Raw genomic sequence first — 16,710 nt, forward strand, 5'->3', positions numbered from 1 at the left:
GTTCAGGCACTGAAACTGGCTACCGATCCGGAGCGTGGTAATCGTATGACTCCCCTTCACGTTGTGATTCTGGCCGCCGGCCAGGGTTCGAGAATGAAATCGTCGCTGCCGAAAGTTCTCCATCGGGTGGCTGGCAAGCCCATGCTCCATCACGTTGTTGATACCGCCCGCCAGTTGGGCGCCTCCGGTATCCATGGCGTCATTGGGCATGGTGCGGACCAGGTCCGGCAGATTACACCCGCCGAAGATCTCATCTGGGCACTGCAGGAACAGCAACTGGGCACGGGCCACGCGGTTGCTCAGGCTCTGCCGGCTCTGCCGGATGAGGCGCGAGTGTTGATTCTCTATGGCGACGTACCACTAACCAAAGTTGAGACGCTTGAAAACCTGGTTTCTCAGGTAAGTGATCGTTCACTCGCGTTGTTAACCGTGAACCTGGAAACACCGGATGGATACGGGCGCATCCTGCGGGATGAGAGCGGCAAGGTGCGTGCGATCGTGGAACAGAAGGATGCCACTGATGCCCAGAAGCAAATCCGGGAGGTGAATACGGGCATCCTGGCGGTCTCGGCACGCCACTTGAAGGACTGGCTGCCGCAGCTCTCCAACAGCAACGCTCAGGGTGAATACTACCTGACCGATATCATTGCCATGGCGGCTGACCGCGGAGTGGATATCGCCGTTGCCCAACCTGCGTCCGAATATGAGGTCCAGGGTGTTAACAACCGTCTTCAACTCGCCGAACTTGAGCGCTGGGTACAGCGTCAGGAAGCCGACCGTTTAATGACTGAGGGTGCAACCCTGGCGGATCCTGCCCGTATTGACGTGCGTGGTGAGTTGTCGGTGGGCCAGGATGTCCTGATCGATGTTAACGTGGTGTTTGAAGGCAAGGTCTCGCTGGCAGACGGTGTCAGTATCGGACCTGGTTGTGTGATACGGGATAGCCATATCGCGGCCGGTGCAACAATCGAAGCGCACTCGCTAATCGACGGCGCGAACGTGGGCGCGGGCGCCAGTGTCGGACCGTTCGCCCGCCTTCGGCCCGGTACCCGGCTGGCGGCCAACACCAAGGTAGGCAACTTTGTTGAAACCAAGAAAGCCGACGTGGGCGAGGGAAGCAAGATCAACCACCTCAGTTACGTTGGTGACGCCTCACTTGGCCGTAATGTAAATGTGGGTGCAGGGACCATCACCTGTAATTATGATGGGGTGAATAAATCCAGAACCGTTATTGGTGATGACGTGTTTGTTGGGTCCAACACCTCACTGGTGGCGCCGGTCAGCATCGCTTCCGGGTCTACCGTCGGTGCGGGCTCTACCATCACCCGTGATGTGGCGGAGAGTGAGCTGGCGGTCGCACGAGCTCGTCAGCGCAATATCTCCGGCTGGGAACGGCCGACGAAAAAGTGATTTAAACGATATACAACGGACAGGTGACAGCGACATGTGTGGCATTGTAGGTGCGGTATCAGAAAGGGATGTCCAGGGAATTCTTCTCGAAGGCCTGCGTCGTCTGGAATATCGGGGCTACGACTCCGCCGGCATGGCCGTGATCGACGGCAAACAGGCCATTAACCGGGCCCGCGAAGTGGGCAAGGTTGCGGCCCTGGCCGATGCCATCACTGGCAATGGGCTTGAGGGAACTGCCGGCATTGCGCACACCCGCTGGGCGACCCACGGTGAACCGTCCCAGATCAATGCTCACCCTCACATGTCTGGTGACCGTCTGGCCATTGTCCACAACGGCATTATCGAGAACTATCAGGAGCTACGGGAAGAACTGAAAGCCGAAGGGTTTGAATTCACCTCCCAGACCGACACCGAAGTTGTTGCGCATCTTATCGAAAAGCAGTTCCGCCTGAGCGACAGCCTATACGAAGCCGTGAGCACAGCCATTGAACGTTTGCGCGGAGCGTTTGCGCTGGCAGTGATTCATGCAGACGAGCCGGACCATATGGTGGTTTGCCGTGAAGGCAGTCCGTTGGTCGTGGGTGTCGGCATCGGCGAGAACTTTATCGCCTCCGACCAGCTCGCGTTGCTGCCCGTCACCGACCGTTTCATGTTCCTTGAAGAAGGAGATATCGCCGATATCCGTCGTGATCGGATTGAGATTCACGACCGCAACAAGCAACCGGTGGAACGTGCGGTTACCCGCTTTGAACACAGCCAGGATGCCGCCGAAAAAGGCGAGTACCGCCATTTCATGCTCAAGGAAATCCATGAGCAGCCGAGGGTCATCCGCGCGACAACGGAAGGCCGGGTAACCAACACCCGCGTGCTGGAACAGGCGCTCGGCACCCAGGCCGGCAACCTGCTGGAAGACGTTCGCCATGTTCAGATCATCGCCTGTGGCACCAGTTACCATGCCGGTATGGTGGCACGCTACTGGATAGAGGAACTGGCGGGTGTGCCCTGTTCCGTGGAAGTGGCCTCCGAGTTTCGCTACCGCAAACATGTGATTCAGCCGGATACCCTGTTCCTGTGCATCTCCCAGTCCGGCGAAACCGCCGATACTCTGGCCGCACTGCGCCAGGCCAAAAAAGCTGGCTTCCGTGCCGCCATGGCCATCTGCAACGTGCCCGGCAGCTCCCTGGTGAGGGAATCCGATCTGGTGATCATGACCCAGGCCGGCCCGGAAATCGGCGTGGCCTCAACCAAGGCGTTTACCACCCAGCTTACTGCGCTATTGATCTTCACCCTGGCACTGGCTCGCCACAATGGCCTGGAAGAGTCACGGGAAGCAGAGATTGTGGAGGCGATTCGCCTGCTACCCGGCCAGGTGGATCAGGTATTGGCACTGGACGGTGATATCGCTGAGATGTCGAAGTCTTTCATGGACAAGAACCACAGCCTGTTCCTCGGCCGTGGCGCCATGTTCCCGGTAGCCCTTGAGGGGGCACTGAAACTCAAGGAAATCTCCTACATCCACGCCGAAGCCTATCCGGCCGGTGAGCTCAAGCATGGCCCCCTTGCTCTGGTGGATGGGGAGATGCCGGTGGTTACGGTGGCGCCCAACAACGAGCTGTTGGAGAAGCTGAAGTCCAACCTGGAAGAAGTTCGCGCTCGCGGCGGCGAGCTGTTTGTATTTGCCGACCAGGCGGCGGACGTGCGGCCACAGGAAGGCATCCACGTGATGCCGCTACCATCGGTACACCCGATAACCTCACCGATTGTCTATACCGTGCCGCTGCAGTTGCTGTCCTATCACGTGGCTGTTCTAAAAGGTACTGATGTGGATCAGCCGCGGAACCTGGCGAAGAGTGTTACCGTCGAGTAGATGGTGACGCTGAACCTATGAGAATTACCCCATGATCTCCTGCTCTATAAAGCTTCCAGGTCGCCAAGCCTTGCCCGACTGGGCAGCCCTTCCATGTCACCACGCACCTGGACAGCTTGAGCTCCGATGAGATTTCCCCGACGGATGGCCGATTGTGGGGACAGCCCATCAAGCAACCCACTGACCACACCAACCGCGAACCCGTCGCCCGCCCCCACAGTATCCACGACTTTGGGTACGGAATAACCGGGAACGGTGAAGGTCTCCTCACTTCCTCCAAGGCGACCGCGGAAAAACGCGCCTTCGGGGCCAAGCTTAAGGATCACTGCGCTTACCCCCCTTTGCAGATAAAAATCGGCGATGGCTTCAGGCGTATCACAACCCGTCAGCCTTTGGCCCTCGGCGAGCCCGGGCAACACCCAGTCTGACCGGAAGGCCATGGCATTGAGGGTGTCCCGCATATCAGTTTCGCTCTTCCAGAGACTGGGTCTCAGGTTCGGATCAAAGGAAATGCTTGCGCCGTTTTCCCGAGCTCTTTCCAGAATGCACCAGGACAGATCCCGGCAGCTCGGTGAGAGAGCAGGGGGGATGCCGGTGGCGTGGACGTGGCGTATCGCGGTGAAATCGACTGCGCTGGCATCCCTCACGCCCAGGTTACTGGCGGCACTCCCGCGCCGGAAGTATTCCACTCTGGGGTCTGCCCCGTGTTCGGCCTGTTCCTTGAACATCAGACCGGTGGCATGGTTTTCATCCTCAATCAGGTAGCGACAGTCGACCCCCTCCGACTCCAGGGTGCGGCGAATGAAACGGCCAAAACCGTCCGCACCGACCCGACTCAACCAGCTAACGGGAAAGCCCAGCCGGGCCAGTCCAATCGCCACATTGGTATCGGCGCCGGCAATTCGACGCTGGAACTGCTCAATGTCCTCCAGACTGCCCGGGGCATCTGCAACGAACATGGCCATCGCCTCGCCGAATGTCAGAATCCTGGTGGCTTGCACGTCTTTCATGCTGTTGTGTTGACCTTTTAGATGGTTGTTCCCGTTCATGGTCTTTGGCTCATCAACGGGTTCCCTCGAACATCCGATGACGGGCCTTGTCGATGTGGGACCTCATTGCGGCCTCTGCCCGTTCACCATCCTGTTCAGCGATTGCCTCGACGATGGCCAGATGTTCATCCTGTACCAGCCGAAGACGCTCTTTCGGCGCCATCAGTGACAGATTCCTGGTCAGGTTCATGCCTTCCTTGATGCTCTCATGAAGTGATTTCAGCACGGTGTAGTAGTAGTGGTTGCTGGCTGCCTCGGTGATGGCCAGATGAAGACGGTAGTCTTCTTCGGTAGCAAGCATTTGCCGGGCGTTGGCTTCGTCGATCAGATCGTAACAGTGCCGAATTTGGGCAAGCTGTTCGGGCGTGCGCCGCAGTGCGGCAAGATGTGCCGCCTTGGATTCGACATTGGTACGGAACTCGAAGCAGCGCTGGATATCCGCGATGCTGGAGATCGGTGCAAACTTCAATACGGCACTGTCGGGGCGGCGAATGACAAAACTGCCGGACCCCCTGCGGGATACCACCAATTCGTCTTCCTTGAGTCGGGCTAGCGCGTCACGCAGAACAGGGCGGGAAACCTCATAACGTTGGCATAACTGTGCCTCGGTGGGGAGCTTCTTGTTGATTGGATACTGGCCATCAATGACGGCGGCGAGAATTTTTTCGTAGACCGCCGACGCCAGTGAATACGTATCGTCTTGTACCATGTTATTTTCCATTCGCTACGTTCAATGCATCGTTTGATTTCCCGGTACTCCCGCCTTTGCTCTGGGGTTTCAGGACCCCATTGGCGATGATCAGCGTCCAAACGAGTACTGCAAGAATGGCCAGCACCATAGCGATGGGGCGATCGACAAAGGCCATTAGGTCACCGTCGGACTTCAGTATGGAGCGCATGAAATTGCTTTCGATAATCGGTCCCAAAATGAAGGCCAGGATTAACGGACCGAGCGGGAAGTCGTTTTCCATCAGGAAGTAACCCAGTAACCCCAGCCCCAGCATGATCCAGACATCGAACATGGTGTTGTTCGCGGAGAAGGCGCCCACGATGCAAAACATCAGAATCAGGGGATAAAGAACACCGGTTGGCACCGTCAAGAGCCGGCCGGCGCCTTTGATGGCCAGGATTCCCAGGGGCAGCAGCAACAGATTGGCCAGCACGAACACCAGGAAGATGGCGTTCACCAACGCACCCTGTTCGGTGAAAACATCGGGTCCCGGGGTAATGCCCTTGGTGGTCAGCACACCAATGATGATGGCGGTTACGGTATCGCCGGGGATGCCGAAGACGAGCGCCGGTATATAGGCGCCTGACAGGGCAGCATTGTTGGCGGCACTCGCCGACACGAGTCCCTCCGGGTGACCGGTTCCGTATTTTTCCGGTGTACGGGACAGCTTGCGACTGATCGCATAGCTGATCCAGGATGCGATATCAGCGCCGGCACCTGGCAAGGCGCCGATCATGGTGCCCAGTAACCCACCACGGGCCACACCACCTTTGTAACGCCAGGTCGTGGAGCCAACCCCGCTCAGCACGCAACCTGGAGGCACATCGGTTTTGGGAGCGCCATGCCCGGAACCTGGAATGCTACGAAGCAGCTCGGTAATGGCAAACAGCCCGATCAGTATCGGCAACAAGGACACACCAGCCAGCAGGTCGTAACTGCCAAAGGTGAAACGCACCTGGCCGGATACGCTGTCCATTCCGACCATGGCGATAGTAAGGCCGATCAGCATCGAGACGGCGCCTTTAAGCGGGTCTTTGCCCGACACCAGGATGGCACAGGACAACCCCAGTAGCGCCAGCCAGAAATACTCGTCGCTGGTGAACTGCAGCGCAAATTCCGCAATCCGCGGGGCAAACAGTGCCAGGACGATGACGCCAATTATTCCGCCGAGCATAGAGCAGGTCACATTGATACCGAGGGCAAGACCCAGCTTTCCTTTTTTACCCATCAGATAGGCTTCATCGGCGTAGACAGCGGAGGCCGGTGTTCCGGGCATGCGCAGTAACGCGCCGGGAATATCCCCCGCCACGATGGCCATAGCGGTTGCCGAGACAATGGCGGCGATGGCAGGCAGGGGTTCCATGAAGAAGGTCACCGGCACCAGTAGCGCCGTGGCCATAGTTGCTGTCAGGCCGGGTATGGCGCCCATGAAAAGCCCGAACAGGGACGCTGCGACGATGACGAGAATCACGTCCCAGCTGGCGACCAGCGATATAGCTTCCAGGATGTCAGTCATGGATAGAGCACCCACTCAAGTAGTCCAGGTTCCAGCGGCACATAAAGCATCTGCGCAAACAGGCCCCAGATCGCTGCCGTTGAAATGCCCGCGATTGAGACCGACAGTACCCAGCCACGGCGGTAGTAAACCTGAAACAGGAGACTCAGAATAACCAATGCGACGACTGGAAAACCCAGTACCGGCGTTAGCAGAATGTAGGCGGTCACGCTTGCTACCACTGCGCCAAGCGCCTTCAGGAAGGCTCGTAGTGGTACCTTGGCGGTCCAGCGTATCCACGGCTGCCGATCACGCAGCCCCTTAACAACCAGAAGCCCTCCGACCAGCAGTAGCAGCACGCCGGTCACTGTCGGAAAGGTTCCGGCACCGTAGACCTGTCGAGGAAGCGGGCTCAGATCCGCCGAGGCGACAATGAGGGCAGCTCCGAGAGCTGCCGCTATTGCTCCTGAAACTGCATCATTGGTACGCATATTGATCACTCTCAAGTAGGAGGGCGAGTGTCATTACTGACCCAATCCCAGCTTGTCGATCGTCGCCTTGTTGTTACTGTCCTGCTCGGCCATGAACTGGTGAAACCCTTCAGGCCCTTTCCACACCGCGCCGAAGCCGCGACTACTCATGAAGGACTGGAAGTCATCGGAGTTCCAGACTTTCTCGGCTGCCTGTTCGAGTCGCTGGCGGACATCCTCTGGCAGTCCCTTGGGACCAACAAAACCACGCCAGGAACCATGGGACCAACTGTCTCCGGTGACTTCCTTCGCTGCCGGCACGTCCGGGAAGAGCTCCTGACGTTCATTGGCGAGCACCGCCAGGGTGCGCACGCGACCTGACTTGCGCATAGAGTCAATCTCAGGAAGTGACGAGAAGACGATATCAACGCCACCAGCTGCCAACTCCTGTAGACCGGGCGCAGCCCCTTCACTGGGTACCAGATTGACGGTATTCGGATTGATGTCCTGCTGATCGAGGAATCCTGCGAAGGAGAGGTGATAGGCCGCACCCGGCGCCGATCCGGATACCGTGTACTCATTGGGAGACTGGGCAAGATCATTCAACGCCTGGTCCAACGTTTGCCATGGCGCGTCGTTGTTGACGGTAAAGGCGGCGTAGTCGAGGTTCAGCAGTGCAATCGGCGTAAAGTCCTCATAGGACAGGTCAGCGGTGCCGATATGCTGATAGGTGGCGATTTCGGCGGTTCCCAAACCGAGCGTGTAACCGTCAGGACGAGCCATCTTCATGGCCATATGGCCAATCACGCCGGACCCACCGGTACGGTTGACGACGTTGACCCGTTGCCCCAGCTCTTCATGCAAGCCCGCCGCAAACTGGCGACCCACAGCGTCTGTCCCGCCGCCGGCGGACCAGGGCACGATCAGTGTGATGGGCTTGGAAGGGTAGTTATCCGCGATGGCAATCGTTGAGATTGCCGAGAACAGAGTGATACAGCTAAGTCTTTTGAGCTTGTTCATCGATTTTCTCTCTTATTGTATTTGTGGTGTGAGCTCAAGTCATCGATGACACCTGATGGTCAGCATCGATTCTGAAAGCTCGATAGAAAGCGTGCACCATGACTCAGAAAAAGACAAGTTATTACAACTTATTTTTCTGATTTTTTGTTTCGACAGGGCCGTTTTTCGCTCTGAAATGCTGACCATAATATTAACAAAGTGTTCATAAATATCTGTTTTTTAGTGACAATATTCTCTGCATCTTTGTGGCAGTGTGTATCGGCGGCTGACCGAACTTTTTCTATCGAAGCTTGTTTTCGTCCGGTCAGTTGGCAAAACTAGCCTGATTTGTAAATATTTGTTTGACGCTGTGTGAATGCAAAGGTAACGTGAACAGGTGACCAAATTTTCGGCAAAAAACGTCTACCCGGATTCGTTCTTCAGGTTGAATCGGCCACACGATCACTGAATCCCCATTGCAGGAGAGAACCCCCATGTTTTCAGATCTCAATAACAAGAAAGTCCTCATCACTGGCTCTACCAAGGGCATCGGTCGCGCTGCGGCTATCGCTTTTGCCCGCCAGGGAGCCATCATCGGCATCAACAGTAGTCAGAAAGATGAGGCCGCCCTGGAGTTGATTTCACATCTGGAGAAAGAAAAGGTCCGCTTCGCGTACTTTGAGCACGATCTTTGTGACAGCAGTGAGTGCGAGGCCTTGATTGGCGAATTCGTGGATCGTTTTGGTGGGCTGGATGTACTGGTGAACAACGCCGGTGGGCTGGGTGTGCGAAAAGGTCTCGAATCGCTTGAAGACGATGACTTCGATCTGGTCATGAACCTGAACCTGCGCTCGGTCATCATGACCACCCGCTTTGCCATGCCGCACTTGAAAGCCTCAGCGGAAGAACGTGGCGAGACTGCCAGCGTGATCAGCACCGGCTCCATTGCCGGACGCGAGGGGGGCGGCCTCGGAGCGTCCCTCTATGGCGGCAGTAAAGCGATGCTGCACAACTTGCATCGCAACTGGGTCAAGGAATTTACCAAGGACCATATTCGCTTCAACATCGTGGCACCCGGTACCATTGATACCGCCTTCCATGCCGACAAGAGTGAAGAGTTGCTCGGCAAGATTGCGTCTACGATTGCTATGGGCCGCCTGGGAACCTCGGAAGAAGTGGCTCCATCCTTCCTGTTCCTGGCCTCTCATGCGGCCAGCGGTTACATCACGGGCCAGGTAATCGATGTCAACGGTGGGCAGTTGTGTCCCTGATACCTTTTTAACCAGGCAGGTAGCGGGGGAATCGCCGCTCGCGATGAAGGCCAGCACCGGCTTGGCAAGATCGAGATGCATGCATAAAGGTTTTGTGAAGCTGCGTTATTTGCTATGTTGCGATGCAGATTGGCGTTAATTACCAATCAGACATGCTAGCGGGAGAGATCGCGTCGCACCCCCCTGCGACCGGCGCCGAAGGAGCAACTGCCCCGGAAACTCTCAGGCAAACGGACCGCTAGCATGAATACTTTCCGAAGAGTTGCCGGCGACTGCGTCCGTTGGCACACCGAAGGAGCAAGCGGCCGGTTCCGTTGGAACGGTGCGTGAATCTCTCAGGTCCAGTGACGGAAGGGGTGCTTTCTACCATGCTGTGGAGAAAGGAAACCCTGGACGCCCCTGGAGAGTGTTATGAAGCGAATTGCAGTTATTGGCGGTGGCATCACGGGTATCACCACCGCTTACACCCTGGCCAAGCGCGGCCTGGATGTCACCGTTTACGAGAAACACCGCTATGCGGCAATGGAAACCTCGTTTGCCAACGGTGGCCAATTGTCCGCCTCCAACGCTGAGGTCTGGAACAACTGGCAGACCATCATCAAGGGCCTTAAGTGGATGTCCCGAAGGGATGCGCCGCTACTGGTCAACCCCAAGCCTTCCTGGCACAAACTGAGCTGGTTCGCCGAGTTCATTGCCGCGATTCCCCAGTACGAACAGAACACCACGGAAACCGCCCGCCTTGCGATTGCCGCTCGCGATCACCTGTTTGCCTGGGCGCAGAACGAAGGGATCGACTTTGATCTGAAGAAGCAGGGCATCCTCCATATCTACCGTGACAAGGCCGGGTTCGACCATGCGGCGAATGTTTCCAGGTTGCTGGCCGCCGGCGGCCTGGAGCGTCGGGCAGTCACACCCGAGGAAATGCGCACTATTGAGCCCACGCTGGCAGGGACCTATTACGGCGGTTTCTACACCGAAAGCGATTCAACCGGTGATATCCATAAGTTCACCAATGGCTTGGCGGAGGCCATTCTTCGCCTCGGCGTCAAAACCTGCTATGGACACTCGGTGACCGAGCTTAGTGCGGACGGGTCCCATGCCTGGGTAACCTCCCATGACGGCGAGGAGCAGACCCGCGACACTTTTGATGGTGTGGTGATCTGTGCGGGTGTGGGTAGCCGGGAACTGGCCGCCAAGCTGGGGGACCGAGTCAACATATACCCGGTGAAGGGATATTCCATCACCGTTGAGCTGGACGACCAAGCCTCCCAGGAAGCGGCACCGACCGTCAGTTTGCTGGACGACGCCACCAAGATTGTCACCAGCCGGCTGGGAGATGATCGTTTCCGCGTTGCGGGTACGGCAGAATTCAGCGGTTATAACCGTGATATCCGGGATGATCGTATCCGGCCGCTCACCCGATGGGTCGAGCAGTGTTTCCCGGGGGTTTGTACCCGCCGCGTCGTACCCTGGGCGGGACTGCGCCCCATGTTGCCCAATATGATGCCGCGAGTCGGTCCGGGTCGGTTACCCACCGTGTTCTATAACACGGGGCATGGTCATCTGGGCTGGACCCTGTCTGCGATCACTGCTGAGTTGCTGGCAGATGCCGTTGTGCCCGCGTCGTCAGGCACGACAGCGAGTTCCGCTGGCTAGTGTTGGGCGATCGTGCCGAATCAATGTCGTTCGGCAGGCAGGATTTCCTGGCTTTTGGCCGCGACTATGGGATTAGCTACCGCTTTCCCGGTGTCGATGGTCACGATGCCCCCGATGACGATTCAACCATCGCCCGGGGGCGGATTGATGAAACCTCGCTACCTTCGGGGTTTCGTTTTACCCATTCCAACCTGACAATTTCCCACAGCTACGAATCGGTGTCGCTGGGTCATGCGCCGCTGTTGATGGTGATCGTGCTCGAAGGACGCATTCGCCTGTCGATCGGTGCGGTCCAGCGGGAGCTTGGGTGTGGCATGGCCGCCAGCCTGCAATTACGACCGGAATATGCGCTGGAAGCCTATCAGCCTGCCGGACAACGTCTGGAAACCATCGTGCTGGCCTTTGATCCCGACGGCCCATTGCCGGCGCAGACCGAACAGGGTTCTCTGCGAGCCCTGCTCAGGGGGGTGCAGGATCCGGTGGTGCTGTGGAACGTTCCACCGGTTCTCATGACGGCCCTTGAGCAAGCCCTTGGCGCCAGGCTGCCCGAGCTTCAGAAAACGCTGGTGCTGGAAGGCCTGGCGCTGCAGTTGGTGGGTTATGGTCTCCCGGAGAAGGTGCCAGCGATTGAGCGGAAAAGTCGCGCGTCCACCCAGGAGCACCAGCGCCTGGAGGCCATTCGTCAGCTGCTGGAATTCGCCCCGACGGACGATTACGCCCTGACAGAGCTCGCCCGCCGTGCCGCAATGAGTCCCAGCAGTTTGCGTAGTAAATTCCGTGCGACCTACGGATTGTCGGTGTTCGGGTATCTGCGTAAATGCCGGCTGAACCTGGCCTGGCATTACCTGGAGCAGGGCTACTCCGTGCAGCAGGCGGCGCACCGGTCGGGTTATCGTCACGCCACCAATTTCGCCACTGCCTTTCGACGCCACTTCGGTGTTTCCCCCAAAAATGTCATCTGAGTAGCCGGATTTGGCACCTCTCATACACAATCTGTCATATTGAATATCTAATCCTGGATCTAAAAGATAATAATTCTCATTACATAATTTTTAGGTCCAAGTGAGGTTTTCATGTTCCGACATTCCCGTTTGTCATTTGCGGTTGCCGTGACCCTTATCGGTGTCACCGGCGCACCAGTGACCGTTGCCCAGGGACAGGGCGAGCCGACAATGCTGGATGCGTTAAACGTGACAGCGACCCGCAGCGCCACGAAAACCGATACCCCGGTGATTGAAACCCCGCAATCAGTATCCGTTGTCAGCCGTGAAGACTGGGAAGAAAAAGGCGCCCGCACGGTTCAGCGCGCCGCCAGCTATACCCCGGGTGTGGGTACGAACCAGGTGGGCTCTTCCAACCGTTACGATTACCTGATTCTCCGCGGTTTTTCCGATGGCAGTATCAACAACACCTATCTGGATGGCCTGCGGGTGATGAACGACGGTGGCTCCTACAGCTCCTTTGCCATTGATCCCTGGTTCCTTGAGCGCATCGAGATTGTCAAAGGCCCGACCTCCGTTCTTTACGGCCAGGGCTCCCCCGGAGGGATTGTTGCCCTGACCAGCAAGCGTCCGGAGTTCCGGGACGGGGGAGAAATCCGTGTCTCGCTCGGCAACAACGCCCAGCGTAGCTTTGCCTTTGACGTCACCGGCCCGGTGGATGATGAGCAACGGGTGGCCTACCGTGTGACCGGCATTGTCTCCGCTGCCGATGCGCAACAGGACCACGTGGAACTGGATCGTCGTGCCATTGCCCCGTCGCTGACCTGGGACATGACCGACGATACCAGCGTGACGCTGCTGGCCTACCTTCAACGTGATCCGGAAGGTGGTTACCACAGCGGTTTGCCGTACGAGGGCACGGTGGAGTCCCGCAACGGACAGAAAATCGACAACACCTTTTTTGAGGGCGAGCCGGACTACGACCTGTTCCGGCGCGATATGACCATGGTGGGGTACGATCTGGAGCATCGAATCAACCGTAACTGGTCCGCCTTGCAGAAAGCCCGCTATCTGGATTCGGACGTTGAGTTGAAGCAGGTCTATGCCTATGGCTGGGCCTCGGCCACCGAGCTAAACCGCTACTACTCCGGTGGCGAGGAGGATCTGCAGGCACTTACCGTCGATAACCAGATCCAGGGGGAAGTGACGACCGGCGCGGTGGATCACACCGTGTTGGTGGGGGTGGACTATCAACAGCGTGAAAACGACGTGGTCTGGCCTTCGGGCGCCTTTCCGGCCATCGATGCCTTCAATCCTGAGTACGGGGCTGAACCCACCGCCCTGTATCCTCCGCAGCGCAATCTCCGCAAGCAGAAACAAACCGGGGTCTATCTGCAGGACCAACTGGCTACCGGCGGCTGGCGGCTGACGTTGGGTGGCCGTCACGACTGGGTGGAGATCGAGAACACCAATCGTGACAGCGGTGTCGTGGCAGAGCTGGACGAAACCCAGTTCAGTGGCCGCGCCGGGCTGCTCTACCTGTTCGACAACGGCATCGCCCCCTACGTCTCCTACTCCACGTCGTTTTCGCCCAGTGCCTATACCGACGAGAACGGCGACCTGCTGGCCCCCAGCGAAGGCAAGCAGATTGAAACCGGGCTGAGATACCAGCCAGTGGGAACCACGGATTTGTACACGCTCTCGTTGTTCCGCATCCACCAGGAAAACCTGGCCACCAAGCTGCCGCAGGAGTCCTTCTACCGCAGCATCGGCGAGATTGAGTCGCAGGGTGTGGAGTTGGAGGCCAAAGCACAGCTGACGGAGAACCTGAATGTCCAGGCTGGATATGCGTTCACGGACGTCACCTTTGAGAAGTCCGAAGCCTATCGCGAGGGCAATACCGCCAGCCAGGTGCCGGAACACCAATTGACCCTGTGGGCAGGCTACCGGTTCTCGCAGGGAGTACTCAACGGTGCCAACGCCGGACTGGGTGTCCGTCACATCGCGGACATCTACGCCGATGACGCCAACACCAAAAAAGTGCCGGACTACACCCTGGTGGATCTGGCCCTGGGCTACGATTTCAGCAAGCTTGGCCTGGAAGGCGTTTCTACCCAGCTGAACGTGAACAACCTGCTGGACAAGGAATACGTGGCGTCCTGCTATAACAGTCTGGAGTTCTGTTACTTCGGGGCAGAACGTAACGTTACGGCGTCGGTTTCCTACCGTTTCTGACCCGTAAGCGGAAAGTGATAATGGGCATCATAAACCCTGAGTGCTGAAAATAGAGTCGATTCCGGCCCTGTTTTTAAGTAATATTACGAAACTCTTTTGAGTGGTCGTCCGGCCACTCTTCCTTGTTTCATGTTAAGACCAAATAGGCACTCACCCTGTACCTTTGGGGGATTACCGGTTACACAAATATCAAGGAAGATGCGGGCCTTCTGCCACACAATTCCAACAAACCGTTTACTCAGAAGATTCCCGCAATGCCCACAACCGTTCTCTCCGGCTTTACCCACAACTTCCTGGGTAACGCACCCGCCTGGTACAAACAGGTCATCCTGCTTTTCTTGATCGCCAACCCCCTGATTGTCTGGACCCTTGGCCCGGCGGTTGCCGGTTGGGTGTTGGTGGGAGAGTTTATTTTTACCCTGGCCATGGCGCTGAAGTGTTATCCACTGTTGCCCGGTGGGTTGCTGGCGATTGAAGCCCTGTTAGTGGGGATGACGTCAGCGGACGCGGTGTACCACGAGGTGTTGGTGAACTTCCCGGTCATCCTGCTGCTGATGTTCATGGTGGCTGGCATCTATTTCATGAAAGAGCTGCTGCTGGTGACGTTTACCCAGATCCTGGTGGGTGTGCGCTCAAAATCTGCGTTGTCTCTGCTGTTCTGTGTTGCCGCGGCCGTTCTATCCGCATTCCTGGACGCGCTTACGGTCACCGCCGTCATCATCAGTGTCGCTGTCGGTTTTTACTCGGTGTACCACAAGGTGGCCTCCGGCAAGGGCTATCACCACGCTGATCACAACGCCAACAGCGATGAACACGTGATCGAGCTACACCGGGAAGACCTGGATAAGTTCCGGGCCTTTCTGCGTAGCCTGCTGATGCACGGCGCCATTGGTACGGCACTGGGGGGAGTGGCTACCATGGTGGGCGAGCCCCAGAACCTGTTGATTGCCAAGGTCGTTGGGTGGGACTTTGTCAGTTTCTTCCTGCATATGGCGCCGGTGAGCCTGCCGGTGCTGGTGGCTGGCCTGACTACGTGCTGGCTATTGGAAAAGCTGCGCTGGTTCGGGTATGGCGCCCGCCTGCCGAAGCCCGTTCGCCAGGTACTGGAAGAGTTTGCTGACAACGAGCGCACCAAGCGCACAAAGGCCGACCAGGCTGCCCTGTGGGTGCAGGCGATGGCGGCCCTGGTGCTGGTTGTCGGGCTTGCGTTTCACCTGGCAGAGGTGGGATTGATCGGCCTTCTGGTGATTATCCTGATCACCTCGTTCACCGGTGTTACCGATGAGCACCAGATCGGCAAGGCCTTTCAGGAGTCGCTGCCGTTTACCTCGCTGTTGGTGGTGTTTTTCGCCATTGTCGCGGTGATTCACGAGCAACACCTGTTCAAGCCGATCATCGATTTTGTGCTCAGCCTGCCGCAGGACCAGCAGCCGGGCATGTTCTTTATTGCCAACGGGCTGTTGTCGATGATCAGCGACAATGTGTTCGTAGCCACCGTCTATATCAGTGAAATCAAACAGGCGCTGGATGCTGGCAGTATCGACTACGAGCATTTCCAGGAGCTGGCCATTGCCATCAACACCGGCACCAACCTGCCCAGCGTGGCGACCCCCAACGGCCAGGCGGCGTTTCTGTTCCTGCTGACGTCTGCAATCGCCCCGCTGGTGCGATTGTCCTACGGGCGGATGGTTGTGATGGCGTTTCCCTATACCATCGTTATGGGTACGGTGGGTCTGTTTTGCGTCGTCAATCTGGTTTGACCAGGCTGACATCGCCATACCACGCGGTGGCAGAGGCTCCGGTATTGTCGGAATCCGACATAATGGCCACACCAACGAGTTTCGGTGGCTTGCGGCCAAAGGCCTTGCGGTAGTCCGCGACGATGTCCCGCTCCACCGTGACCCATTCGCCCGTGTTGGTGGCACCGGAGTTCACCGCCACCATCATCGTGGTATCGGTGAAGGGATTGGCAACGATCTCGCCAACCGGCAGCCGGTTGGCCCAGATGTAGTTCAGCGCATTGCCCGGCAGTTCCTCCCCGAACACCACTTCCACGGTCTTGCGTTTGGCGCGCTCGAAAAAGCCGGCTTCGTCCGGCTCGAACTCGAAGGCCACGTAGATTCGTGCAGGGTAGTCATCACCCTGCTTTGTGCGGGCATTTCCCTGCTCATAGACGTTCGACACTTTCCACCGCCAACGCAGGATCAGCGAATCCCCGGGTTCGACGGATACCCTCGCAATCAGCCCGGAGGCGCTGTTCTCCGTGGTGGCCTTGACCACCTGTTCACCGTTGTCGTCCGTCAACAGATAGCGGCTGTGGCGGTCTATATTCGGAAACTTGAGTGGCTCCCAACCTTCGTCCAGCGAGGTCATGGTCGAGAACGCATTAACCAGCGAGGTTTTTCCGGTATCTGCCTGAACCGTGGTTGCCAGAAACATCAGGGCAATAGTGGCAACCAGGTTTTGTCGGGTGTTGTTCATGGATGTCTCCTATGGGTTCTGCTACTGACCGGACACCGTCGAAAAAGTGCCTTGTTGTGATTTATCTTAGCCTATATAGTGTTTATATCCTTGGCTTAGTACCAGA

13 protein-coding genes and 1 riboswitch are annotated in these 16,710 nt (G+C 57.5%); of the genes, 7 read left to right on the forward strand and 6 right to left on the reverse strand.

Translation table 11 applies throughout. From position 1 onward, the window contains the following. Window positions 1-45: 45 nt before the first annotated feature. On the forward strand, window positions 46-1,410 hold the full coding sequence (gene glmU / locus AC13D2_RS19615; RefSeq protein ID WP_300495930.1) for a bifunctional UDP-N-acetylglucosamine diphosphorylase/glucosamine-1-phosphate N-acetyltransferase GlmU: 1,365 nt from the start codon (window positions 46-48) through the stop codon (window positions 1,408-1,410). A gap of 34 nt (window positions 1,411-1,444) precedes the next feature. Then, window positions 1,445-3,277: a glutamine--fructose-6-phosphate transaminase (isomerizing) gene (gene glmS, locus AC13D2_RS19620; protein ID WP_300495933.1), complete on the forward strand. Its 1,833-nt coding sequence runs from the start codon at window positions 1,445-1,447 to the stop codon at window positions 3,275-3,277. Between the two features lie 44 nt (window positions 3,278-3,321). On the opposite strand, the gene AC13D2_RS19625 is transcribed toward glmS, so the two are convergent. From AC13D2_RS19625 to AC13D2_RS19645, 5 genes are read right to left on the reverse strand one after another with little or no spacing between them, the layout of a single operon-like run. Further along, window positions 3,322-4,287 carry a sugar kinase gene (locus tag AC13D2_RS19625; RefSeq protein WP_292049173.1) on the reverse strand — a complete coding sequence of 322 codons (966 nt, stop codon included), beginning with the start codon at window positions 4,285-4,287 and terminating at the stop codon, window positions 3,322-3,324. Window positions 4,288-4,339: 52 nt separating this feature from the next. Beyond that, on the reverse strand, window positions 4,340-5,035 hold the full coding sequence (locus tag AC13D2_RS19630) for a FadR/GntR family transcriptional regulator (protein ID WP_292049174.1): 696 nt from the start codon (window positions 5,033-5,035) through the stop codon (window positions 4,340-4,342). Window position 5,036: 1 nt separating this feature from the next. Further along, on the reverse strand, window positions 5,037-6,572 hold the full coding sequence (locus tag AC13D2_RS19635; RefSeq protein WP_292049176.1) for a tripartite tricarboxylate transporter permease: 1,536 nt from the start codon (window positions 6,570-6,572) through the stop codon (window positions 5,037-5,039). Further along, window positions 6,569-7,042 (reverse strand): tripartite tricarboxylate transporter TctB family protein, encoded by a 474-nt coding sequence (locus AC13D2_RS19640; RefSeq protein WP_292049178.1) that lies wholly within the window; start codon window positions 7,040-7,042, stop codon window positions 6,569-6,571. Before AC13D2_RS19640 ends, AC13D2_RS19635 begins: the two co-directional genes overlap by 4 nt. Before the next feature lie 33 nt (window positions 7,043-7,075). Further along, window positions 7,076-8,041, reverse strand: coding sequence for a tripartite tricarboxylate transporter substrate binding protein (locus tag AC13D2_RS19645; protein ID WP_292049179.1), 966 nt, complete (start codon window positions 8,039-8,041; stop codon window positions 7,076-7,078). 473 nt (window positions 8,042-8,514) lie between these two features. On the opposite strand from AC13D2_RS19645, the gene AC13D2_RS19650 reads away from it, so the two are divergent. The 5 genes from AC13D2_RS19650 to nhaB all read left to right on the forward strand — a co-directional run bounded on the left by AC13D2_RS19650 (window position 8,515) and on the right by nhaB (window position 15,883). Next, window positions 8,515-9,291, forward strand: coding sequence for an SDR family NAD(P)-dependent oxidoreductase (locus tag AC13D2_RS19650; protein WP_300495939.1), 777 nt, complete (start codon window positions 8,515-8,517; stop codon window positions 9,289-9,291). 149 nt (window positions 9,292-9,440) lie between these two features. Beyond that, a riboswitch (glycine riboswitch) is annotated at window positions 9,441-9,539 on the forward strand. Between the two features lie 163 nt (window positions 9,540-9,702). Further along, the gene (locus AC13D2_RS19655) at window positions 9,703-10,947 is read left to right on the forward strand and encodes a D-amino acid dehydrogenase (RefSeq protein ID WP_300495942.1); all 1,245 of its coding nucleotides are present in this window, start codon (window positions 9,703-9,705) and stop codon (window positions 10,945-10,947) included. A gap of 23 nt (window positions 10,948-10,970) precedes the next feature. Beyond that, a complete protein-coding gene (locus tag AC13D2_RS19660) occupies window positions 10,971-11,909 on the forward strand; it encodes an AraC family transcriptional regulator (RefSeq protein WP_300495944.1) in 939 nt (312 codons plus the stop codon). 111 nt (window positions 11,910-12,020) lie between these two features. Then, window positions 12,021-14,123, forward strand: a complete 2,103-nt coding sequence (locus tag AC13D2_RS19665) for a TonB-dependent siderophore receptor (RefSeq protein ID WP_300495947.1) — start codon at window positions 12,021-12,023, stop codon at window positions 14,121-14,123. A gap of 254 nt (window positions 14,124-14,377) precedes the next feature. After that, complete coding sequence (gene nhaB / locus AC13D2_RS19670; RefSeq protein WP_300495950.1) at window positions 14,378-15,883, forward strand: sodium/proton antiporter NhaB; 1,506 nt, start codon at window positions 14,378-14,380, stop codon at window positions 15,881-15,883. On the opposite strand, the gene AC13D2_RS19675 is transcribed toward nhaB, so the two are convergent. Further along, entirely contained in the window at window positions 15,870-16,604 is a 735-nt protein-coding gene (locus AC13D2_RS19675) for a DUF3047 domain-containing protein (protein WP_300495953.1), read from the reverse strand. The genes nhaB and AC13D2_RS19675 overlap by 14 nt on opposite strands. Between the last annotated feature and the right edge of the window lie 106 nt (window positions 16,605-16,710).

The sequence above is a fragment of the Marinobacter sp. B-12 genome (genome assembly GCF_056857915.1).